The following is a 22,217-nucleotide window of genomic DNA, read 5'->3' as shown; positions in this document are numbered from 1 at the left end:
CCCCTCAAGATGCTCGCTTTCCGCGGGGCGGGCGGTGAGCCTCCTCGGCGTAAACGCCTGTGGGGTCTCACCTCTCCCGCTGCTCCCGCAGGAGTCTCGCACTTCCGCTCCAATCAACCTTAAATAGTTTCGTTTAAAAACAACAATCTTTACGAAAAGAGCCTATATTTTTAAAAGGAAAGAAGGAATCAACATGTCAATCACATTAACGAAAGCACCATTCAGGGCGGACCACGTCGGAAGTTTATTAAGACCGGAACGTTTACATATTGCCAGGAAGGACTTTAAGGAAGGTACCATTTCAGCTGAGAGGCTTCGTGAAATTGAAACTGAAGAAATCAATCGGATCGTCGATAAACAAATTGAAGTTGGTTTAGAGGCTGTTACGGACGGTGAATTCAGACGAACATGGTGGCACTTTGACTTCCTCGAACATTTAAATGGCATCGAGGGTTATGTAACTGAAAAAGGCCTCACATTCGATGGTGTCGAAACAGAGAGATATAATGTTCGCAATACCGGGAAAGTTTCATTCAACCCTGAACATCCCTTTATTCGTGATTTCATTGAATTGAACAAAATCGTGAACGGACGTGCCGTTGCCAAGCAAACAATCCCGAGTCCGAATCAATTATTTGCTGCAGGCATTCATAATGAAGACGTCTACCCTGATATTGAAGACTATGCAAATGATATCATCAACGCCTATCAGCATGCTTTGAAAGCCTTTTATGAAGCAGGTGTGCGTTATCTTCAATTGGATGATGTATATATTGCCAGACTTTCAGCTCCGGATTTCCAGTTCAAAGATGGAAAATATACGAGGGAACAATTAATTGATCTTGCACTTCGGGTCATTAATGGCGCATTGGAAGGCAAACCTGAAGACCTTATCGTCACTACCCATCTATGTCGCGGAAACTACCAGTCGACATGGGCGTTTGAAGGAAGCTATGCCCGTATCGCCCCAACTTTATTGGCAAAAGAAAAAGTGGATGGATTCTTCTTGGAATATGATGATCAACGCTCAGGGGATTTCAAACCATTGGAATACATTCCAAATGGCGGTGCACGGGTCGTACTGGGTGCCGTCACTTCAAAAAATGGAGAAATCGAGGACAAGGAAGCTGTTAAGGCACGCATTAAAGAAGCATCGCACTTCGTTCCGCTCGAACAATTATGCTTAAGCCCTCAATGCGGCTTCGCCTCCACACATCACGGCAACAAGCTAACCGAAGCACAGCAATGGGAAAAGCTGAAATTCGTCGTTGATATAGCAAAAGAAGTATGGGAATGATTTTTTTCCGGAGACTTTAATTCTAATTTACAGGATTCGAATAACCTAATCGGCAGCACTTATTAGGGAGCCGATTAGGTCCTTGCAATAATACATTTCCATTCCTTTAATGGCTCTTTTGAATAACGGTATCAAGTTTTGATTTATGAAATTAACGATGAATGTTAAAATCATTTGACATATCGATAATTCTCGATATAATGAAATGTATGAAAACAATCGAGATATTTAAAGCATTATCCAATGAATCCAGGTTGCAAATCTTACAATGGCTCAAGGCGCCTGAACTCCACTTCACCCCTCATGAGGGAATAGACATGAAGGAAACCGGCGTTTGCGTAAGTCAGATTACGGAAAAATTAAACATGACCCAGTCCACGGCCTCTCAATACCTCTCGATGCTTCTTAGAGCAGGATTGATTAAAACGGAGCGGATAGGAAAGTTTACGTATTACAAACGAGATGAAGATGCAATCTCAAAAATTACTGATTTCTTGAAAGAAGAAGTATGAAAATGAACCTGATCCGTACCTTAGAGGGTTGGGTTCTTTTCCCCCCTAACAGTTCGATATTTCGCGATATGTATATTTTTTATCCATACATATTAACATATTCCGATATGTCTTTATATAAAATTGATAATCATTAATGAGGAGTGAATCTATTTTGCTTAATACATGGAAAATTTATATGTTGGCGATAATCAGTTTTTTAGTAGGAACATCCGAATTCATCATATCCGGGATTTTGGATAAGATTGCGGATTCTCTTGGAGTTACCCTTGCTGCCGCAGGACAGCTCATTACAATTTTCTCCCTTGTCTATGCAATCGGTACACCCATTCTAATGGCTTTGACAGCAAGTTTAGACAGACGAAAATTAATGTTGTATTCCCTTGGACTATTCATAGTGTCCAACCTGCTTGCCTTTCTATTACCAGGCTTTGGACCGTTTCTATTTGCACGCATAATCATGGCACTTGGTGCAGGATTGGTTGTAGTCACCGCTCTGAATATTGCCGCTAAGCTTGCTCCGCCAGATAAACAAGCAAGTTCTATTGCGACAGTTGTCATGGGGTTTACAGCTTCCCTTATCATTGGCGTACCCCTCGGAAGAATCATGACGGATGCATTCGGCTGGAAATCCGTCTTTGGCGGAATCGCCCTATTCGGCCTGATTGCCATGGTCGTTTTATTCTTTACCATTCCTGCTACCAAAGGAGATAAACCAGTACCACTTCTCCAGCAGCTGGCCCTTCTTAAAAAAAGGAAAGTTGCCCTTGGATTATCGATAACCTTCTTCTGGCTTGGCGGATACTCGATAGCTTATACCTACCTATCCCCTTACCTGCTATCCGTATCAGGGATAAGTGACTCTCTACTTAGCACGGCCTTGCTTATATTCGGTATCGCAAGCTTGATCGGATCAAAGTTTGGCGGATATAGTACGGATCGATGGGGTGTATCATTTACACTAATTGGCGGTATGGCGCTGCATATTGTGATGATCATCATGTTATCCATCGTTACGAATTCATTGATGGCCGTTTTGATAATCCTCACATTATGGTCGTTCGCAGCATGGTCATCAGGGCCGACACAGCAATATCATTTAGCGACCCTAGAGCCTGAATCATCAGGAGTCATGCTCGGACTGAATCAGTCGATGATGCAATTGGCCATGGCCGCCGGTGCTGGAATTGGCGGTGTCGTTGTAGAACAAGTATCCCTTGCTTCCATAACCTGGATCGGTGCAACAGGGGTTGCCATTGCCATGGTCATTGTTCTGGTCCTTTCAAGTTCATCATCAAGCAGTAAAATAGCACAGTCCATAAATTCCTAGACCGTTAGATAAACATTCATCATAAGGCTAGATTCTAGCCTTATGATAAATCCTAAAACTGAAAGCAAACAAAAAAAAGAACGGCCATCTGGACGTTCCCTTTTTACTTGCAGCTATCATCATCCTCCATTTTCTTCACGAATATATCATCCGTCACCCTATCTTCCAGCTTGTTCCTCAAGGCCAATTCCGCAGCCTTCCCATCACTAGGCGATCCGTCCGAGAAATACATCGGAAACAGGGAGAAAAACATAACGTAGARAGAAAAATAGATGAATTGATACCAGATCACCGAGCTGTCCAGGATATTCTGATACACTAAGCTATATATGATCAGCATGCTGACTAAATTAAAGATAGCCCCCCCTAAATATATCAGCGTATTCGTCAATCGATTATCATGTTTCAATCCCTTGAACTCGCAAGTCCCATTCCAAAAATAATATTTCCTCACCTCTATGTTCCGAAAGGCGAAAAGTTTATTGCCACAACCGATCAAGATTTTCTTTTCTGATCCCCCAAAGAGCGTAACAAAGAAAATATGCCCGCTCAAATGTATCAGCGTAACGATCGGCATGATCAAAAAAAAGGAAAATAGAAATTTAATGATATCAGAGAGACCAAACATATTTAACTAACCCCCTCCTTACCAGGATGCTACTCTGATACCCTGCCCACACTGGTTATAACTAGTAAATTTTCACAGTGGTAATATGTTGCTTTCCACAAATGATAAGAGGATAATTGTTCTCCTTCCGCTTCACTTCGACCTTCGAACGATCATATCGACCCTCCCCCTGCTTTTTCCGGCCTTTTTTTTAAAAAAACAGGCTATCACCTTCCAAAAAACTCGGAAAAGCGATAGCCTTTACATCTTTATTTAGCGATTGGGGGTGCGAAGGATTTCTGCGTTGTTTTGTCCTGGCTCCAAGCCTGCATGTTTATATCCAGGGGTGAAAACCGATGTTTTGATCGGGCAGGCGATTTGCTTCTGGACATTCCCTTTTCCGTCAGGTACCTCGACGATCATTCCCCTCTCCTTCAATTGGGGATGCTCGGCCGCTTCGGTGAAAGTCAGCACTGGTTCTGCGCAGGCCTCGAATTCAGCGAATATCTCCTGCCATTCATGAAAATCTCTTTCGAGGAAAGCCAGCCGGACGGCCGTTTTAAACCTGATTCCGCTTTCTTCATCGCTTTTCATGCTCAGTTCATATAATTCGGGTGCACCGATCGCTTCACATAATGCTTTTCGAAAAGGGGGCTCAAGGCTGCCTACCGAAAAATAGCGTCCATCTTTCGTTTCGTAAAAGTCATAAAAAGACCCTCCGTTCAGCATCAGTTTTTCTGGTTCAAGTTCAAGGCCACCTTGTAAATTCAGAGGTGCGGATATGGCATTCAAGGCAAAACTGCAGTCGGTCATGCTGATGTCGATGGCTTGGCCGAATCCTGTTCTTTCCCTGTGTATGACTGCAGATAATATTCCGATGACAGCATGCAATGAGCCTCCGGCAAGATCTGCAATTTGGGTTCCGTTTTTTGCCGGACCGTCCTTTTTCGTACCGGAATAGCCAGATAAGCCTGCTATCGAAATATAATTGATATYATGTCCCGGTCGGTCTTTATAGGGACCAGTCTGGCCGTAGCCCGTGATGGAACAGTAAATCAGCTTCGGGTTGATCGATTTTAATGCCCCATACCCCAGTCCCAGACGTTCCATGACACCTGGACGGAATTGTTCAATGACGATATCGTATTCCGTCACTAGGTTTCTTACGGATTCGATAGACTCGGATTGTTTTAAATCCAGTGTGATCGACTTCTTCGATCTGTTAAGATATTGATTCACACCCCATGAATCCTTTGTCCCCGGCCTCTCCACCTTCAAAACATCCGCTCCTAAATCCGCTAGCATCAAAGTGGCAAATGGGCCTGGCAGTAACGTTGAAAAGTCCAATACTTTTAAATGAGTCAATAAGGTCATCAGCTGTGCACCTTCCCTTTCCCTTTAAAATAGTAAAAGCCCTCCAGTCATTCCGTACATGCAATTTAGCCGAGTTTACGATTATCATATAACACCTCCCATAATATTTGTATAAATTTCCATTTAATAAAAATAAAAAGCCAGGAATCAGCTTCCTGGCTTTTGATAATGAGTCTATAGAAAACAAGGAAAAGCCGGACAATTCAATACTGCATTGTCCGGCTGCTTTTACTTTAAGCTTGTTCAGTCATATTTTTTGTCAAAGTCAAATTCGACTTCATCAAGTTTAACGAATTTAGTTTTTCTTATAAATTTATAGCCAAGCCATAGACCAAGGAAAAGCGGAATCCCCAAGTATGCAGCTACAACACTGCCCCAATCGATATGGTCTGAGAAAAAGGCTTGGATATTTTGGGACAGGATGACGATCATGCCGATTAAAATGGCAAAAATCGGTCCGATCGGGAACCATAATGCCTTATATGGCAGCTTCTCCAATGAATGGCCTTGAGCGATGAACGCTTTCCGGAAACGGTAATGGCTGATGGAAATGCCGAGCCAAAAGATGAATCCTGTAATTCCGATGGCATTCATTAACCAAATATACACTTTGCCATCGCCGAATATGGAGGCTAAAAAGGCCAGCATGCCGATGGAGCATGTCAAAATCATGCCTGCAACCGGTACGCCGCGTTTATTAAGTTTTGCAAAAATACGCGGTGCTTGCCCATCTTTTGCCATTGAGTATAACATACGGGTAGATGCATATAGACTTGAGTTACCTGCAGATAATACCGCTGTTAAAATGACGGCATTCATAAGCGAAGCGGCAAAGGCGACTCCAGCTTTTTCAAAAATGAGCGTGAATGGACTTACCATGACGTTATCACCTTGCAAACTCGAGTTCGTATAAGGGATAAGCAGTCCAATTACGAAGATTGCCAATACGTAAAAGAGCAAGATCCTCCAGAAGACACTTTTAATGGCCTTCGGTATATTCCGTGCAGGATCTTCACTTTCCCCGGCAGCCACACCGACAATTTCGGTACCTTGAAAAGAAAAGCCAGCCGCTATGAAAACGATGAAGACACCCATGAACCCGCCCGGGAAAGGAGCGTCATCGACGGTGAAGTTTTTAAAGCCTACCGCTTCGCCGCCCATAATGCCGACGATCATTAGCAGCCCGACGATAATAAAAATAACGATGGCGGTTACTTTTATGAAGGAAAACCAGTATTCCCCTTCACCATATCCTTTTACGGATAAATAGTTCAATAGGAAAATGAGCACCAAGAATGATGAACTCCATAACAATGATGGACTATTCGGAAACCAGAATTTCATGATCATTGTCGAGGCTGCCAATTCTGCGGCTATCGTCATCGACCAATTGAACCAATACGTCCATCCCAAGGCAAAACCAAATGCCGGATCGACGAATTTCGATCCATAGGTACTGAAAGAGCCGCTTGTCGGCATAAAGGCCGCCAATTCCCCTAAGCTCGTCATCACGAAGTACACCATTGCCCCAACTAAGGCATAAGCAAGTAATGCCCCGCCTGGCCCAGCTGTATGAATGGCTGCACCGCTGCTGAGGAACAGCCCGGTACCAATAGCCCCGCCAATGGAAATCATCGTTAAATGGCGGGATTTCAAACCGCGCTTTAACCCTTGTTCTTCTTGCTTTGGAGGATGCAAGATGTCATTTTCTTGTTTTGGTATCATAATTTTTCATCCCTTTCTATATAAGCGCTTTCATATATGGGGAAATCATTTAATAAATTTTCCTATTTCATAGACTCTCAAATAGACCTAATTTACAATTCGAATTCCTTTTCTGAATATATGCAATTTTCATGCCAAATTTATAAAGCGCAATATTCAACAGATTATCCAAAAAAATGCCTTCAATAGACAAATTTCTTTGCACTTTACGCCATGGTTTTTTGCACATTATGCCATGGTTTTTTGCACATTTATTCATTTGGCTTAATTTAAATACATTCCAAATATTACTAAAAGAATATATCCAAAGAATATTTCTATTAAAATCCATTTTTCTCCATTTTATCCCTTTAAATGTCATATTTTTTTCAAGTTTTCTCCATTTGATAATAATTATGAAACGATGTAAAAATGAGGTATTCTCATGAAGGAGTTGAGTGTTATGAAAGGTAAGGTATTTTTAGGAACTGCACTATCAATCGGTCTATTATTTTCTGCTATTCCCCATCAAGAAGCTTTAGCGGCAAAAAATGTGTTAAGTGTTGAAAAGTACAATAAGCATAGGGATTCGCTAGAATACAAGTCTGGGAAGCTTACGGACCCCTCAAAGCAAACGGCAGAAGATATCATTCTTACCTTTTTTGATGAGAACAAAAAGTCTTACAAGCTAGAAAAGCAAAAGGCGAAGGACTCCTTCACGATCGAGAAAGAAAGCAAGGATGAACTGGGCAATACCGTCCTTAAATTGCAACAAACCTATAAAGGCGTACCAGTATGGAATTCCACACAAGCCGTATTGATTGACGCTAAAGGTGTATTGACCGTCGTGTCCGGTACGGTTGAAGCCAATCTAAACACGAAATTAGGGAAAAAGGCTAAAAAAGGCATCAGTGAATCCGAAGCTATCAAAATAGCTGAAGCGGATCTGGGGTTCACACCTGCCTACGAGCAATCACCTGAATCTGACCTGTATGTATACGCAAATGAAGGCAAGGCCGATTATGTATATAAAGTCAATTTGAAATTCTTAAGTCCGGAACCAGGAAATCATCATTATTTCATTTCAGTCAAAACGGGTAAAATCCTGAATAAATATAATACATTGGATGAAGTGACGGGGACCAACTCCGTCGGAACGGGCACTGGCGTCTTAAACAATACGGTGTCGCTGAACACTACCTTATCCAACGGTCAATACTACTTACAAGACAATACACGCGGTAAAGGCATCTACACGTATAACGCCAATAACCGTTCAAGATTGCCTGGTACACTCTTTTCCAACACAACAAATGCTTTTACTGCTTCTGCCGATAAAGCTGCGGTGGATGCCCATTATTATGCGGGTAAAACCTATGATTATTACAAATCCACATTTGGCCGGAACTCCTATGATGGTAATGGAACCATCCTGAAATCAACCGTCCATTATGGCTCAAGATACAATAATGCTTTTTGGGATGGCACCCAAATGGTTTACGGTGATGGAGATGGCACGACGTTCATCCCATTGTCCGGCGGGCTCGATGTCGTTGCGCATGAATTGACGCATGCCGTCACTTCCTCGGAATCGAACCTTACCTATCAATATGAATCCGGTGCTTTGAATGAAGCGATATCTGATATTTTTGGCACTGTCGTAGAATTTAAGAATCAAAGTGCCAAAGCCGACTATTTGGTCGGGGAAGATATTTACACACCTAACATTTCCGGTGATGCACTCCGCTCGATGGCCAATCCAACATTGAATGGGGACCCTGACCATTATTCGAACCGTTATACAGGAACGGGTGATAATGGCGGAGTCCACACGAACAGCGGAATCATTAATAAGGCAGCTTATTTAATCTCTGCAGGCGGAACCCACCATGGCGTGAGTGTATCCGGAATCGGCATCGATAAACTAGGAACCATCTTTTATCGGGCAAACACAACATATTTAACTTCGTCGTCTACTTTTTCACAAGCCAGAGCGGCCGTCATACAATCGGCCTCTGATTTATACGGTTCAAGCAGTGCAGAAGTCACGGCTGTCAAAAATGCCTTTACTGCTGTCGGTGTGAATTAACAGATTTACCTATATATCAAACACCTCCCTAGCTTCCCTGCTAGCGGAGGTGTTTTTATCTTATTAATCGGTCTACCTTCCGAGGATCATTTTGGCCGTTCGTTCCCTTTTTTCGTCCTTCATGTGAAGAATTCCGTCCTACGGTACAGGTAGATCCTTACTAAAAACAAACTGAGTAGTATACTAAAAATGATTAATTCCGTAAAATAGTTGCTTTTCTTCTTATTAACTGTCAAGCTTAGATGATCTGGACTATATTGAATAGAACAAGTAGGTGACGAACATGATTGAAGTTAAAACTTCCACACTCAGTGATGGCGAGTTCAATAGAGGCGTATTCGCAACACGAGATATTAAAAAAGGTGAGCTTTTGCACGAGGCACCAGTCATTGCATATCCGAACGAGGAGCATGTTTTCATTGAGAAGACATTGCTGGCTGATTATGCGTTTGAATATGGAATTAACCATACTGCCATGCTTTTAGGCTATGGCATGCTGTTTAATCATTCTTATACACCCAACGCTACGTATGACATAAACTTCAAGAATCATACGTTTGATTTCTTTGCTTACACCGACATAAAAGCAGGAGAAGAAATCCTGATTAATTATAATGGTGAAGTCGATAATGAGGATCCGCTTTGGTTCAATAAAGAAAATGACGGCGAAGATGAAGCTGAATGATCATTGATCCCTCATGAAAGCACTTGTACTTTTGAATGCCTGTCCATGGTCTTCGAAAGGAACGAGTGCTTTTCCTTTTACCGGCATGATGAATTCACTAAACCATAAAAAAAGCCCCATTAAGATTAACTTAATGGAGATAGTTTTTTGAAGACGATTGAATAAAAATAAATTTGCTACACTCTTGCCGAATGACTGGTTAGCCGAAACCGCTTGCTTTGATTAGGCTTGGCAGACAATTGGGCGGAAGCAGCAGATTTGAGGGTTAGTAATATGATTTCCACTCCAGGCACTCGCTTTCCGCGGGCGGTCCGCCCTCGGCGCCTTTGCGCCTGTGGGGTCTACCCTGGACTCGCTTTTCCCGCAGGAGTCTCGTACCTTCCGTTCCATTCAACTTTTCATTTAAAGTAAGGTGAAACCCTCATTTACAAATCCGCGACACTCCTGAAAACACTGGTTCTTCTCTAATTTGTCTACAGTTTGACCCCATTAAGATTTACTAATGGGGTCAATTCACTTTAACGAACGGAAGGGTTACTTGATTTTGTTTTGGTTATTGATTGGAATTGGCTCTTCACCTTATCAATGGTTTCTGGTGTGGCTAGGGATCTTATTTGACTCATGGTTTTTTCACGGGTTTTCTTATTGCGCATTAAAAATGCGGCTGCTCCTATCAGGACGGTTCCAAGCATTTTGTTTGATGGCATGTTCGTTTCCTCCTTCAAGTTAGTCCTATATAGTATTCCCTCTATCAGCTGATTTAAACAAAAGCACCTTTTTGAGAGAGCGGTTTCGCTTTATTCATCCTCGCTCAGGCTTTCGATGAACTTTATGCTTTCGGGATTTTTCACGACTTTTTCAGCTTGATCAGGGTCAGCTTTCGTTTGCTTCATGTTGTTAAGTTTATATGTCAACACTCTTTTCACTGACTCGTTAATTCTATCCATTGGAACTTCCCCTGCTTTTACTGATTGCAGTAAACCGTTATATACCTCAAGCTCATGGGAATATTCATGACAGACAAGTAATAAGTCAGCTCCTGCAAGGATTGCCTGCTTCCCCATCTCATCATAGGAGAAGTACTTGTTCACGGCTCCCATTTCCAAATCGTCGGTAACGACAAGTCCTTCATATTTGAGTTTCCCCCGAAGCAGGTCTTCTATGATGATTTTAGAAAGGCTTGCTGGTTTTTCTTTATCATAGGCTGGATATTTAATGTGGGTCACCATCACGAAAAACTTTTGGTTATCCATTTCACTTATGATTTGCTTGAAGGGATAGATATCCGAATTTTCCAGATCCAGTTGGTTGGCCTCCACGGATGAAGTTTCGACATGCGGATCGATTTCGCTGCGTCCGTTGCCGGGAAAGTGCTTCAATGCACCCGTTATCGATACATCATTCAAGCCTTGAATGGCTTTCTTCCCGTATTGATAGACCTTTTCCGGATCTTGCCCCAATGAACGTTTATCCGTTTTTGATAGATCAAGTACAGGGGCAAAATTAATGTTAATCCCCATGGAGCCCAGTTCTGTCCCATTCAACCTGGCCACCTTGTACATATCTTCAATAGAGGCATTTTCCCCAAGATCCTGTTGCGCAGGGAGGGGCGATACCCTTTCCTTCATCCTGATGATGTCCCCGCCTTCCTGATCGATGGCCACCATCAACGGAAGCGAATGTGCACTTTGATTGGCCGTTTGCTGAAGCGAGTTGGATAACCGGGCCACTTGTTTAGGTGATTTCATATTGCGGTCAAAATAGATGACACCTCCTATATGTTTTTGTTCGATGAGCTCCGTAATTTCATCGCTCTTTTCAGTCCCCCTGAAACCGACCATCATAAGCTGTCCGATTTTTTCTTCAAGCGTCATTTTATTCAGCAATTTCTCTATTCTTTCATGATTATCCGCATCGTCGTCCTCCCCTTTTTTCGCTCTGGAATTGACATCCATATTCTGAATGAACACGGCTGAAAAAGCGAGGATTGCGATGAAAAGCAGGCCCATAAATATTTTTTTATTCCTCATGCTTTGACCTTCTGTCCTTTCTTGATTGCCCTTTTATATTTGTTGCACACTTCTTAATCATGTTCATAAAGTGACGATTCTATATCATCATTGCCGATTTTTTTGCATAAACCATTAGCCGCGTATAATACTACATACATAGCCTAATTCAAAGGAGATGCACCCATGAACGGAATCTTGAAGAACATTGCCGGCACTTTCAGTCATGCAGTCGATTATGCAAAAGAAAAAATAACAGCCATTACAGGAACAACTTCTGTTACGATAGCGGAATTGAGTGAGCACATCATCAATCAGCCCGAAACAAAACTAATCAGGAAAGACCTTTTAGGGATACCTTTTTCCTTTTATCATTTACAAATAGAAGACGTTACGTACTATTTGGAAATGAAAAGCTCACAGGTTCTCCAGTTGGACGTTCAAGCGCATAATCATACGATTGTGTCTTACAGGTCTTATCGAGATAAATCCAGCTTGCCCACGGCCATCAGATTTCCTAAAACCCTTTTAGCCGAATGAAAAATAAAGGCTGTTTTCGCATACTTTGTTGCTATTTAACAAGTAGTGCGGTGTGGTTGATTTCCCCTCCAGATGCACGCTTTCCGCGGGGCGGGCGGTGAGCCTCCTCGGCGTGAACGCCTGTGGGGTCTTATCTGTCCCGCTAATCCCGCAGGAGTCTCGCACTTCCRCTCCAATCAACCTTAAATAGTTTCGTTTTAAAAACAACAATCTTTTCGAAAAGAGCCAAAATAAAAAAGCTGATATCCCCTGCATATGGGGTTATCAGCTTTTTTTCAAATCTTATAGGGAGAAAAAACGGTCTCTTTCACTTGAAATCCATTTCTCGGCATCTTCTTCATCCTTTTTAACCAAGCGGTTAACGAGGATATCATGCCAAATGTAATTTTCGAGAAAATTGATATGAATGGGATCATCTGTGTAGAACGCCGTTTCTCTCGTTTCGGGCGAAGGGCCGTAAATCGTCTCCTTGCCGTCAATGGATAAGATGAACCATTTGTTTTCTCCAATATTCTCCACATAGCTTGTTTGGCGATGTATATCTATACCTGATAATGGGTTTTCAACCTGAAATGCAATCCCCTTCAGCGTGCAATGCGCAGCGGCCCCTATTAGCTCTTGTTCAAGTTTTCCATACATCTCGTCCCATAGGGAAACCACCACCCTTTTCTCGGCTTTTTGAATCAAGGTACGGCAAAAGGATAGGATGTGCCCTTCACCTTTAAGCGTCATTACACGATTGTCGGACATCGGTTCGTTTTTCTCGAATTGCTTTAATGTATGGCTGATGGATTGATAGGTATTGTTCCATTTTGATTGAACCGATTCCAAAAAAACATCGACTGGCAGCGGTGAATATTTTATTGAGTCATTGATTTCCTCTTTTAAGACGATTCCTTCTTCTTGCAGTCCATTTAATATTTCATAGATGCGGGCCCTTGGAATTCCTGACTCCTTGCTTACTTGATAGGCACTGGTTGGGCCTTGGCGAACCAAAGAAACATAAGCCTTTGCTTCATATTGACTAAACCCGAGAGACTGTAGTTTTTGAATGATATCTTGCATAGTACCTCCTAGTGCTTTGGTAAGTTATATGCCTATCATACCAAATCTCTTATCGAAATCTATTCGATTTCAAACAGTATGGCTCAAATATTCTTATTTACAGAATGGTTCTTATTAGTTACTATCTAAATAGTGACTAATATGAACGCATGGATTATGGCTCCAGCACAACAAGCATTTCAGCCATAATGCCATCGATACGGAGGCTTCTTGGATGGAAGATATACAAATTTCGACACTTTTGCTGCTGATGTTTTTCGGATTTTTGGCAGCATTCATTGATTCCGTGGTCGGCGGCGGCGGCCTGATTTCGATACCCGCTTTATTATTTTCAGGACTTTCCCCGTCAGCAGCGATCGCTACGAATAAGTTAGCAAGTTCCATGGGGTCTTTAACAAGCACCATTGCTTTCATTCGCTCAGGTAAGGTTGATTTCAAATTGGTTTCAAAACTTTTCCCATTGATTTTCATAGGTTCCCTGCTAGGAGCCTGGGTTGTCAATTTCGTCTCGCCTGAATTATTAAAGCCAATGATCTTGGTTCTATTAATAGCTATTGCCATTTATACCTTTTTTAAAAAGGACTGGGGCCAGAAATCGACTTACCATACACTCACATGGCAAAAGGCTGCACTATTTGCGTTCGCTATATTTGCCATTGGTTTTTATGATGGCTTTTTGGGCGCTGGAACGGGATCCTTCATTTTGTTTGCCTTTTTAATGATTGGCTTTGATTTTTTGCACTCTGCAGGAAATGCCAAATTTTTGAACTTCGGAAGTAATTTGGCGGCACTGATCATGTTCATATTCCTTGATACCGTTAACTTTTCCTACGGAATTCCAATGGGGATCTCCATGATAGCGGGAGCGTTGGCCGGTTCTAAATTTGCCATTAAGAAAGGGGTGGCATATGTAAGAGTATTATTTATCATCGTGACCGTCATTTTGATCGTGAAAAATATAATGGATTACTTAATGGGCGGCTAATCTTTTTAAAAAATAGACGACAGCACACTGTTCCCCCCACAGAATGTGACATATAGGAATTATTTGGGTATATGATAAGTAAAGACTGTGTGGAAAGGTGTGATTGGATGATTGAAAAGTGGAATGGCGAAGAAATGGCAGATGTATCGGGGCAAACCATTGTGATTACTGGTGCAAATAGCGGGCTTGGCTTCGAAACGGCTTTTGCATTGGCCGGTAAGGGGGCAGAGATCATCCTTGCGGTCCGGAATGCTTCAAAGGGTGAAAAGGCGGTCGATAGAATCTTATCGGTCCATCCAAAGGCAAATGTACGTGTGATGGAGCTGGATTTAAGTGATTTGAGCAGCATTCGGCATTTTGCCGCTTCCTTTCAGGAAAACTATGAATCTCTCTCCGTCCTCATCAATAACGCAGGTGTGATGATTCCGCCCTACAGTAGGACGAAGGATGGCTTCGAGCTGCAATTCGGCTGCAATCACCTCGGTCATTTTGCTTTGACAGGCCTCCTTCTTCCGTGTATCCTTTCTACGCCAAAATCGCGCGTGGTCACATTGAGCAGCTTGGCCGCCATCAATGGATATATAGACTTCGAAAATCTAAATGGTGAAAACGGTTATAAACCAATGAAATACTATGGGCAAAGCAAACTGGCCAATCTACTCTTCGCCCGCGAATTACAAAATAAATTCAACCAGCATGGCGCAACCCCGATCAGTGTTGCCTGTCATCCGGGCCTTTCCCATACTAATCTCATGTCCCGCGGTTCCGGCAAACCCATAAATAGATTCGTGCACTTTCTTTCCAAAACCATCACCCAGCCGGCAAGTATGGGAGCATTGCCTACCCTTTATGYCGCAACGGAACCTTCATTGACAGGCGGGGAGTATATCGGACCCGATGGAAAGAAGGGCAGAAAAGGCTTTCCCAGAAAAGACGAGGTCATCGATACCTTATATAATGAAGAAACTTCGAAAAGATTATGGGATATTTCCGAAACCTTGACAGAGGTCAAATATCGTTTCACTGAAAGCATGACGCCAAAATGACTTTATATTTCCCTGTCTTCGCTCATGAACAGAGCAAAAAGAAAGAGGGAGCATAATGCCCCCTCTTTTCGCTTCCATCATTCAGCGTCAAAAACTTCGACTTTTTCCATTTTGTCGCCATTTTTCATAGCTTTGGCTGTTTCAAGTCCAGAAGTCACTTTACCGAATACTGTGTGAACACCGTTAAGATGCGGTTGTGGTTCATGCACGATAAAGAATTGGCTTGAGCCTGTGTCTTTTCCAGCATGTGCCATAGATAGGCTTCCTGCCTCATGTTTATGAGGGTTTCCTTCTGTTTCACATTTGATTTGTGTGCCGCTTCCGCCTGCGCCTGTACCTGTTGGATCTCCGCCTTGGCTTACGAAACCAGGGATTACACGGTGAAAGACTACGCCATTATAAAATCCTGTGTTTGCCAAGTTTTCGAAGTTAGCCACTGTGTTAGGTGCTTCGTTCGGGAAAAGATCGAATTCGATTTTTTCTCCATTTTCCATAAGTATGTATCCTTTTTTAGCCATGTTAAACATCTCCTTTAATATGAACTGAATCAAATCTAATAGTACCATTTTTAGTAGCAGAAAGAAAAGGAAGCGCTACTTATTTCGAATTGTATCATTATACATTCCTCTATTTTTTCTTTTATAATGGGATAGATTCATTATTATAAGGGGGAACGAACCATGATACAGCAATTTGATGCATTAGTCGTGAATAAGCAAGATGATCAATTCACCGTTAACATTCAGGAGCTATCACTTGATGATCTACCTCAAGGCGAAGTGCTCATCCGTGTTCATTATTCCGGTGTGAACTATAAAGATAGCCTTGCAGCCATTCCAAATGGAAACATTGTCAGCAGCTATCCGATCGTTCCGGGAATTGATATGGCTGGTGTTGTCGTTTCATCTGAGGATTCCCGCTTTAAAGAAGGAGACGAAGTCATTGCGACCTCCTATGGAATTGGCGTTTCCCAATCAGGGGGCTATAGTCAATTTGCCCGTGTTCCTGCAGAGTGGATCGTCCCGCTTCCTGATGGCCTAACAATGAAAGAGGCGATGATCATCGGAACGGCCGGTTTCACTGCAGCACTATCGGTTCTGCGGCTGGAAGAAAACAACCTCACACCTGAGCAAGGGAGCGTTCTTGTCACTGGTGCAACTGGCGGGGTCGGCAGTTTTGCCGTCTCGATCCTTTCCAAACTTGGCTATTCCGTTGAGGCTAGTACAGGAAAGGAATCGGAACATGGATATTTGAAGGCAATCGGTGCGTCGACCATTGTATCGCGTGAAGATGTATATGATGGCAAGCTTCGGGCTCTGGGCAAACAGAAGTGGAGCGGGGCGGTAGATCCCGTCGGCGGTGAACCGTTAGCTTCGGTCCTTAGCCAAATCAAGTATGGCGGAGCTGTGGCGGTCAGCGGATTGACAGCTGGGACAAGCCTTCCTGCCACCGTCTTTCCATTCATCCTAAGAGGTGTTAATCTACTTGGGATCGATTCGGTCAATTGCCCGATGGATACAAGATTGAAAGTTTGGCACCGACTTGCCACCGACTTTAAACTGGAGGATTTGGAACAGCTCGTTCAACAGGAAATTACACTTAAAGAATTGCCTGACGTCCTTCCTACCCTATTAAAAGGGGAAGCAAGAGGCAGGACGATCGTTAAACTATGAACCAAAAAGTGACGAGAGCATGGCTTCTCGTCACTTTTCATTGTGAACTTTCAAAGATAGGGAGACTGATATCCACAATCGTCCCTTCTCCCACTTCGCTAGTGAAATGAATTTCCCCATTATGTTCATGGATGATTTTGGTGCTGACCATGAGCCCAAACCCTGTTCCTTTTTCAGATGTACTATAAAAAGGCTGCCCTAGATGCTTCATGCGTTCATTTGAGATTCCGCAGCCTTGATCAATGAACCGGATCATCGCAGAGTCACCTTCATGGTTTAACTGTATATGAAGTTTGCCCCCATTCGGCATGGCTTCTATCGCATTATTGGCGACATTCGTGAATACTTGTTTTAACTGATTCGGTTCGCCAAAGACTGATGCCGTATCCGTAGTATATTCCTTGATGATTTCGACATCATTCAATATCGCTTGAAATTCGGCTAACGTAATCACACTGTCCAATATCTCGTTAAGCTGAATGAGTTCACAAACCTTCGCTTCAGGCTCTGCTAAACTTAAAAACTCATTGGCCAGGATTTCGATTTTTTCAACTTCACTGACCGTCATTTCAAGATAGTCCTTTTGCTCAGGGTCTTCCCTTAATAATTGCAAAAACCCTTTGACCGTAGTTAATGGATTTCTTATTTCATGTGCGATGCCTGCAGCCATCTGTCCTACCGCCGATAACATATTGGATTTACAGATCAGCTCTTCGGTCTTTTTACGCTCCGTAATATCCCTACAGAATACCTGAATGGCTGGTTGCCCTTTATAAATAATCGGAAGACCGAGTGTTTCTCCATAAAATTCTTGTCCGTCAAGCCGAATGAACTTTTGTTCCAGTAAACCAACCGCCTGATGATCGTCCCTCATGATTTCGATTCTTTTTTGTACACTTTCCCGGGACTCCAGGTGGACGAACTGAAAAACCGATTTACCGATAATATCTTCCACACTATCCATCCCAAGCATTTTTGCCCCCATGGGATTCATATACTCGATGATCCCATTGCGATGTACAAAAATCGCTTCAGGTGACACCTCCACTAAACTGCGATACCTTTGTTCACTTTCCTTCAAGGCAGCTTCAGCAAGTTTTTGATTCGTAATATCCCGATAAACGAAAACCAATGCGCACGGCTCATTTTCATTATCGCGGATATTAAATAGGGAGATGCTTACATCGATTAACTGGCCATCCTTCCTTAACCTGACCGTTTCAAAGCCTTTCTTTTGTACCCCAGCCTTAATTTGGTCATGCAATTCATTGACTGACTCCTTCAAGAAATCAGGAATAATTGGAAACGGCATGCCAATGAGCTCCTCATTCGTCCATCCGAAAAACTCTTCAAAAGCTGCATTCACCTGAAGGGTCTTTCCTTCCAGATCAACAATGGAAATGGCGTCCGGGTTGTTCTCCATGAAAGACTTGAATTTCTCGGCACTATCCTCCGGCTGTTCTCCCATTTGCCCTTGTCCATAATCAATAAGCCTTTTACTCATCAATTTTTTATTCCTTTCTTATCCGGAAATTTACAGTGTCAATTTTACAGTATCAGTAAATCATTTGCCAGTTTTATCATATGTTTTTTCCAAGTTAAGGATTGATGCACAAAGAGGCCAAACCCCCATAAGGTTCAGCGATTTCCTTAAAATGTATTATAAATATTGGGACATTCTGTACCTGTTGGTTCATAAAAGCAATGGAGCTTGAAACGCCCAACAAGGGGCTGATTATACCAGGTTGCCGGGCAATCTCCCGGTGGCCTGAAGTACCATAGGCTAAATTTCGAAGGCCATAGCCTTTCGCCGCTTACGCTACAGCGTGCAAGCCTCTTTTCCCTGTCTCTTGCCCGCTGATAAAAATACCCCTTCTGTACAGCCTCAAAGGCATGCTCCTGATAAATCATGTCTGGAATCGTCCTCAACCCTTTGAAATCGGAACAATTCGACCTAATCCGATTGACCCCGACATTACCGATCATCAGCATACCTTGATCACCTTCACCCTCGCCTTCCGCTCTAAGCAATCTTGCCAATAAGGCAATATCGGCATCAGTCCTATGCCTTTGATATGGAAAAATACTCCGTTTATTAACAAAATCTTCATATGTAGTACACGTCCTATCAATAATACAACCCTATACTTAAGTAAGGCTGGATAGCACGCGTGGCTATCATGGTATTTGGCGAAGGCGGGGCCGATACTTTCCTTATACATATAAAAAAGGCGGCACACATTGTGCCGTCTTTTATCTTGTCATTCTTTCGCTTCAAATGCCGCTTCAAACGCCAATGATACCTTTTCGAATTCTTCATCCGATTCGATATCGAGCAGTTCACCTTCGCCTTCGACCCTGAAAAAGAAAATATCGATATCTTCATCTGTATCCTCTTCAATATCTTCAAGCAAGCCTACTGCAACATATTCCGTTCCTTCTACATCCAATGAACCTAAAACCTCAACTTCATGGCCTTCATCACTGTCATCAGTAAGAGTGAAAACTTCACCTTCACGAATTTTTCCCATACTACCTCTCCTCTCCTATCCATTAATAATGGAGTTGTTTCCATAGTATATCGACTATTCCATTTAGAAACAAATTTTTGCCCTGGAAAATGATGAATACATTTCTTTCCAAGAAAAGAATCTATCAAGTGATACTATGGAAGAAAAGTATTATCCCATAAGCCATTTGTCATTTTTTCATTATTTACCAATACTTTCCCTTTATTAACATCATTTTAAAAATTATCTATAAACGGCTATAAAAAAGTAATTTAATTCCGAATAATCTTATATATACTACTATTAGCAAGTTGCATACGGATTTAATGAAGGAGGAAGATTTCTTGGCTGTAAAAAGGGTCGATCACATTGGCGTTGTTGTAAAAGATCTTGAAAAATCCATCGCCTTTTATCAAGATGTGCTGGATTTAAAATTAAAGGAACGCATGACTCATACTAATGGAGTGATCGAACTGGCATTCCTCGGTTACGAAGAGTCGGACGAAACAGAAATAGAATTGATTCAGGGATATAGCGATACACTTCCATCCGAAGCAACGATCCACCATTTTGCCATTACCGTGGATGATATCGAAGAAGAATATGCCCGGATCAAAAGCTTGGATAACACCGAACTGATTGATGAAGAGATTGTCACCCTTCCGAATGGTTATCGCTATTTCTACGTATATGGACCGGAAAAAGAGTGGATTGAATTTTTCCAAAGGTAAAAAACACCCTAAAAAGGCAGAGTCTTATAGACTTCTGCTTTTTTTAACATTCACTCTATTCTTCAACCAAAATTTACAGATAAAAATCCTTTCTTTACTTACATGAAGTAATTTCTTAATATACTGCATTTATCCTAAATGTAATCATATTTTTGGAGGTATGCATTTTGGGGAAAATGAGCAAAAAGGTAGCTGGAATTACTTTAGCGGGCGCGGTGGCCATTTCATCACTTGGTATTTCAACAATGAAGGAAGATGTTCAGGCTAAAGACAAGAAAAAAGAACCAACCAACGTCATCATGATGGTGATGGATGGAACAAGCACAGGAGCAACAACCCTTTCAAGGTGGTATAAAGGCGATAATCTAGCCATGGACGAAATGCTGTCTGGCGGCATGCGTACATACTCGGCTGAATCGGCGATTACCGACTCAGCTCCTGCAGCAACAGCGCTTGCGACAGGAAATAAATCAAATGATAAATTTGTCGGTGTCCTGCCAACCATCGTTAATTCTCCAGGGCTCGATCCGGTTAATCCGAAAAATGCCCATAAACCAGTCGCTAACGTTTTGGAGGGTGCGAAACAAGCCGGAAAGGCTACTGGCATCATTTCTACATCTGAAATCCAGCATGCTACACCCGCAGGCTTCTCCGCTCACGTGACACATCGAAGCAATTATGGTGATATTGCGGAACAGCAGGTTTATCAGGGGATTGACGTCGTTTTGGGAGGCGGCAAAGAATCCCTTTTACCAGGTAAAACAAAAAATGCAAGAATGGATGGAGAAAACCTTTTGAAAGTGCTCGATGAAGACAAATATGATTTTGTTGAAACCCGTGACGAGCTGTTAAAATCCAAATCGAATAAAATTTGGGGAAGCTTTGCACCAAGCGCCCTGGCATATGATTTAGATCGTAAAACAACAAAGCCAAGTGAACCCACTTTAGCTGAAATGACCAATAAAGCCCTTAAAACCTTGAAAAAAGATAAAGATGGCTTCTTCTTATTTGTTGAAGGAAGCAAGATTGACTGGGCTGCTCACGGAAACGACACGATCGGAATGATTAGTGATACTTTAGCTTTTGATGATGCCGTGAACGAAGCCCTTACGTTTGCAAAAAATGACGGTAACACGATGGTCATTGCTGTAACGGACCATGGGAACAGCGGAATTACAATGGGTAACGTAAACACGAACTCCTCCTACCCGGAAACACCCGTATCAGCTTATATCGATCCATTAAAGAAAGCGAAAATGACTGTTGAAGGGGCCTTAAGTAAGCTAAAACCAGATCATTCCAATCTGAAAGAAGTTGCAGCACTGTATGGACTGGATAATCTGACTTCTGAAGAAACAGCAAAACTTACCTCTTCTAAAAATGTAGGTGCAGAAATGACAAAGCTGCTTGCTAACCGTGCCAACATTGGCTTTACAACTGGCGGGCATACAGGGGAAGACGTATTCCTGTATTCTTATGGCCCTTCAAAACCGACTGGATTAGTGGAGAATACAGACCTCGCTAAAAAAATGGCCGATTTCATGGGCTTTGATTTACAAAAATTATCGAACAAACTATACATGAATGCTAAAGATTCCTTTGAGAAAAAAGGATATTCAACACGCATTGATGTTACAGACCCGAATAACCCAGTTTTCGTAGCGAAAAAGGGCAAGCAAAAAGTGGAGTTGCCTGCAAATAAGAATATCGTTATCAGCAAGACTCCTAAATCCACTAAAGAAAAAGAAATTAATGCGATCACCGTTTACAACGGAAAAGACTTCTATATATCCGAACAAGCATTAAAGGCAGTCAAGTAAGCAAACACTTTTGAATGGGAAGGAGCCCTTGTTTTTAACAAGGGCTCCTCAGACTGTAAACAAATCAATTAAAGCCCCAGTTGATTTCAGATTTCGCTCCCTTTCCGCCGACTGTCTGCCAAGCCATCTCACCGCGAGCGACTCTGGGGTCTGGCTAACCAGTTTTTCGGCTGGAGTGCCGCAAACTTTCTTCAATCTTATGAGGATTACAGGTGAAAAACTTAAAGGATAAACTAGTCT

General features: G+C 42.4%; 22 protein-coding genes. 11 read left to right on the top strand and 11 right to left on the bottom strand.

The annotated features are described in order from the left end of the window. Positions 1–193: 193 nt before the first annotated feature. The 3 genes from AC1DVB_RS17890 (at position 194) to AC1DVB_RS17880 (ending at position 3,139) form a co-directional block, all read left to right on the top strand. Entirely contained in the window at positions 194–1,297 is a 1,104-nt protein-coding gene (locus AC1DVB_RS17890; RefSeq protein WP_095679894.1) for a 5-methyltetrahydropteroyltriglutamate--homocysteine S-methyltransferase, read from the top strand. Positions 1,298–1,506: 209 nt separating this feature from the next. Next, positions 1,507–1,809: an ArsR/SmtB family transcription factor gene (locus AC1DVB_RS17885; protein WP_057278291.1), complete on the top strand. Its 303-nt coding sequence runs from the start codon at positions 1,507–1,509 to the stop codon at positions 1,807–1,809. 154 nt (positions 1,810–1,963) lie between these two features. Next, positions 1,964–3,139, top strand: a complete 1,176-nt coding sequence (locus AC1DVB_RS17880) for an MFS transporter (protein ID WP_400450278.1) — start codon at positions 1,964–1,966, stop codon at positions 3,137–3,139. 103 nt (positions 3,140–3,242) lie between these two features. On the opposite strand, the gene AC1DVB_RS17875 is transcribed toward AC1DVB_RS17880, so the two are convergent. From AC1DVB_RS17875 to AC1DVB_RS17865, 3 genes are all read right to left on the bottom strand, one after another. Beyond that, complete coding sequence (locus tag AC1DVB_RS17875; protein ID WP_477590259.1) at positions 3,243–3,767, bottom strand: hypothetical protein; 525 nt, start codon at positions 3,765–3,767, stop codon at positions 3,243–3,245. Between the two features lie 252 nt (positions 3,768–4,019). Then, on the bottom strand, positions 4,020–5,120 hold the full coding sequence (locus AC1DVB_RS17870) for a CaiB/BaiF CoA transferase family protein (RefSeq protein WP_477590257.1): 1,101 nt from the start codon (positions 5,118–5,120) through the stop codon (positions 4,020–4,022). 243 nt (positions 5,121–5,363) lie between these two features. Beyond that, complete coding sequence (locus AC1DVB_RS17865) at positions 5,364–6,845, bottom strand: amino acid permease (protein ID WP_141242767.1); 1,482 nt, start codon at positions 6,843–6,845, stop codon at positions 5,364–5,366. A gap of 442 nt (positions 6,846–7,287) precedes the next feature. On the opposite strand from AC1DVB_RS17865, the gene AC1DVB_RS17860 reads away from it, so the two are divergent. Together AC1DVB_RS17860 and AC1DVB_RS17855 are read left to right on the top strand one after the other, a co-directional pair. Continuing rightward, positions 7,288–8,913, top strand: coding sequence for a M4 family metallopeptidase (locus AC1DVB_RS17860; RefSeq protein ID WP_057277987.1), 1,626 nt, complete (start codon positions 7,288–7,290; stop codon positions 8,911–8,913). A gap of 283 nt (positions 8,914–9,196) precedes the next feature. After that, complete coding sequence (locus AC1DVB_RS17855) at positions 9,197–9,598, top strand: SET domain-containing protein (RefSeq protein WP_034310428.1); 402 nt, start codon at positions 9,197–9,199, stop codon at positions 9,596–9,598. Between the two features lie 518 nt (positions 9,599–10,116). On the opposite strand, the gene AC1DVB_RS17850 is transcribed toward AC1DVB_RS17855, so the two are convergent. Then, the gene (locus AC1DVB_RS17850) at positions 10,117–10,305 is read right to left on the bottom strand and encodes a hypothetical protein (protein ID WP_034310424.1); all 189 of its coding nucleotides are present in this window, start codon (positions 10,303–10,305) and stop codon (positions 10,117–10,119) included. Positions 10,306–10,395: 90 nt separating this feature from the next. After that, positions 10,396–11,628, bottom strand: coding sequence for a beta-N-acetylhexosaminidase (gene nagZ / locus AC1DVB_RS17845; RefSeq protein WP_477590253.1), 1,233 nt, complete (start codon positions 11,626–11,628; stop codon positions 10,396–10,398). A 165-nt stretch (positions 11,629–11,793) separates the two neighbouring features. Here nagZ and AC1DVB_RS17840 point away from each other — a divergent pair, with 165 nt between their 5' ends. Continuing rightward, positions 11,794–12,147, top strand: a complete 354-nt coding sequence (locus AC1DVB_RS17840; protein ID WP_063574813.1) for a hypothetical protein — start codon at positions 11,794–11,796, stop codon at positions 12,145–12,147. 282 nt (positions 12,148–12,429) lie between these two features. Here AC1DVB_RS17840 and AC1DVB_RS17835 read toward each other — a convergent pair whose 3' ends face one another. Further along, positions 12,430–13,212, bottom strand: a complete 783-nt coding sequence (locus AC1DVB_RS17835; protein ID WP_034310422.1) for a TrmB family transcriptional regulator — start codon at positions 13,210–13,212, stop codon at positions 12,430–12,432. Between the two features lie 214 nt (positions 13,213–13,426). Between AC1DVB_RS17835 and AC1DVB_RS17830 the strand changes: the two genes are divergently transcribed. Then, positions 13,427–14,197, top strand: coding sequence for a sulfite exporter TauE/SafE family protein (locus AC1DVB_RS17830; protein WP_034310419.1), 771 nt, complete (start codon positions 13,427–13,429; stop codon positions 14,195–14,197). A 107-nt stretch (positions 14,198–14,304) separates the two neighbouring features. Then, on the top strand, positions 14,305–15,243 hold the full coding sequence (locus AC1DVB_RS17825) for an oxidoreductase (protein WP_477590250.1): 939 nt from the start codon (positions 14,305–14,307) through the stop codon (positions 15,241–15,243). Between the two features lie 77 nt (positions 15,244–15,320). Here AC1DVB_RS17825 and AC1DVB_RS17820 read toward each other — a convergent pair whose 3' ends face one another. Beyond that, positions 15,321–15,761, bottom strand: coding sequence for a peptidylprolyl isomerase (locus tag AC1DVB_RS17820; RefSeq protein WP_034310415.1), 441 nt, complete (start codon positions 15,759–15,761; stop codon positions 15,321–15,323). Positions 15,762–15,923: 162 nt separating this feature from the next. On the opposite strand from AC1DVB_RS17820, the gene AC1DVB_RS17815 reads away from it, so the two are divergent. Then, the gene (locus AC1DVB_RS17815) at positions 15,924–16,916 is read left to right on the top strand and encodes an NADPH:quinone oxidoreductase family protein (protein WP_057277991.1); all 993 of its coding nucleotides are present in this window, start codon (positions 15,924–15,926) and stop codon (positions 16,914–16,916) included. A gap of 37 nt (positions 16,917–16,953) precedes the next feature. Here AC1DVB_RS17815 and AC1DVB_RS17810 read toward each other — a convergent pair whose 3' ends face one another. The 3 genes from AC1DVB_RS17810 to AC1DVB_RS17800 form a co-directional block, all read right to left on the bottom strand. After that, complete coding sequence (locus tag AC1DVB_RS17810) at positions 16,954–18,420, bottom strand: PAS domain-containing sensor histidine kinase (protein WP_477590248.1); 1,467 nt, start codon at positions 18,418–18,420, stop codon at positions 16,954–16,956. 146 nt (positions 18,421–18,566) lie between these two features. Then, positions 18,567–19,001 carry a cell wall hydrolase gene (locus tag AC1DVB_RS17805; protein ID WP_477590264.1) on the bottom strand — a complete coding sequence of 145 codons (435 nt, stop codon included), beginning with the start codon at positions 18,999–19,001 and terminating at the stop codon, positions 18,567–18,569. A gap of 176 nt (positions 19,002–19,177) precedes the next feature. Next, positions 19,178–19,447 carry a DUF1292 domain-containing protein gene (locus tag AC1DVB_RS17800; protein ID WP_034310405.1) on the bottom strand — a complete coding sequence of 90 codons (270 nt, stop codon included), beginning with the start codon at positions 19,445–19,447 and terminating at the stop codon, positions 19,178–19,180. A 323-nt stretch (positions 19,448–19,770) separates the two neighbouring features. On the opposite strand from AC1DVB_RS17800, the gene AC1DVB_RS17795 reads away from it, so the two are divergent. Next, positions 19,771–20,157, top strand: coding sequence for a VOC family protein (locus AC1DVB_RS17795; RefSeq protein WP_223255861.1), 387 nt, complete (start codon positions 19,771–19,773; stop codon positions 20,155–20,157). Between the two features lie 176 nt (positions 20,158–20,333). Continuing rightward, the gene (locus AC1DVB_RS17790) at positions 20,334–21,977 is read left to right on the top strand and encodes an alkaline phosphatase (RefSeq protein WP_477590262.1); all 1,644 of its coding nucleotides are present in this window, start codon (positions 20,334–20,336) and stop codon (positions 21,975–21,977) included. Positions 21,978–22,025: 48 nt separating this feature from the next. On the opposite strand, the gene AC1DVB_RS17785 is transcribed toward AC1DVB_RS17790, so the two are convergent. Then, on the bottom strand, positions 22,026–22,217 hold a 192-nt coding region (locus tag AC1DVB_RS17785), incomplete at its 5' end, for a hypothetical protein (RefSeq protein WP_477590246.1).

The organism is Peribacillus sp. P4_D6 (assembly GCF_056401795.1).
Note: the sequence above shows the minus strand (reverse complement) of the source record. Positions and strands in the feature narration are given on the sequence as shown.